This window comes from Variovorax sp. 01N425, from assembly GCF_056399465.1.
The window spans coordinates 1-401 of sequence record NZ_JBFTRJ010000070.1 but is presented as its reverse complement, the minus strand read 5'-3'; the positions used below and the strand labels follow the sequence as shown (position 1 = coordinate 401).

The window sequence follows — 401 nt, the reverse complement described above, 5'->3', positions numbered from 1 at the left end:
GTTGCAGGCTGGCGCCGACATCAGCGTTGGCCAGCGCAGCCCAGACCGACAGCTGGGCCATGCCGCCCGACTGTTCCGACCACAYGGGGAAGTTGTCGGCGTACAGCGCAAACTTTTCTTGCAGGCTGCGCACAACGTCCTGGTCTTCGAAGAACAGCACGGTGCCCAMGCCAGCGGCAAAGCTCTTGAGCTTGGCTTCGGTCTTGTCGAACCCTTCGGCCGGCGCCACCTTGCGCACTTCTTCGATGGCCAGATCCCAGAGCTTCACGCTTTCAGCGCCAAACAGGATGACGGCGCGCGAGCTTTGCGAATTGAACGACGAGGGGCTGTGCTTGATCGCGTCTTGGATCAGGGTTGCCAGTTCTTCTTTGGAGGCCGACAGGTTGCGGCCCAGCGAATAC

Annotated in this window: 1 protein-coding gene; it reads right to left on the bottom strand. The window is 61.4% G+C overall.

Annotated features, from left to right (window positions below):
- Nucleotides 1–401: nitroreductase family protein (locus tag AC1DSC_RS32730; RefSeq protein WP_478132105.1), on the bottom strand; the 401-nt coding region annotated here is incomplete at both ends.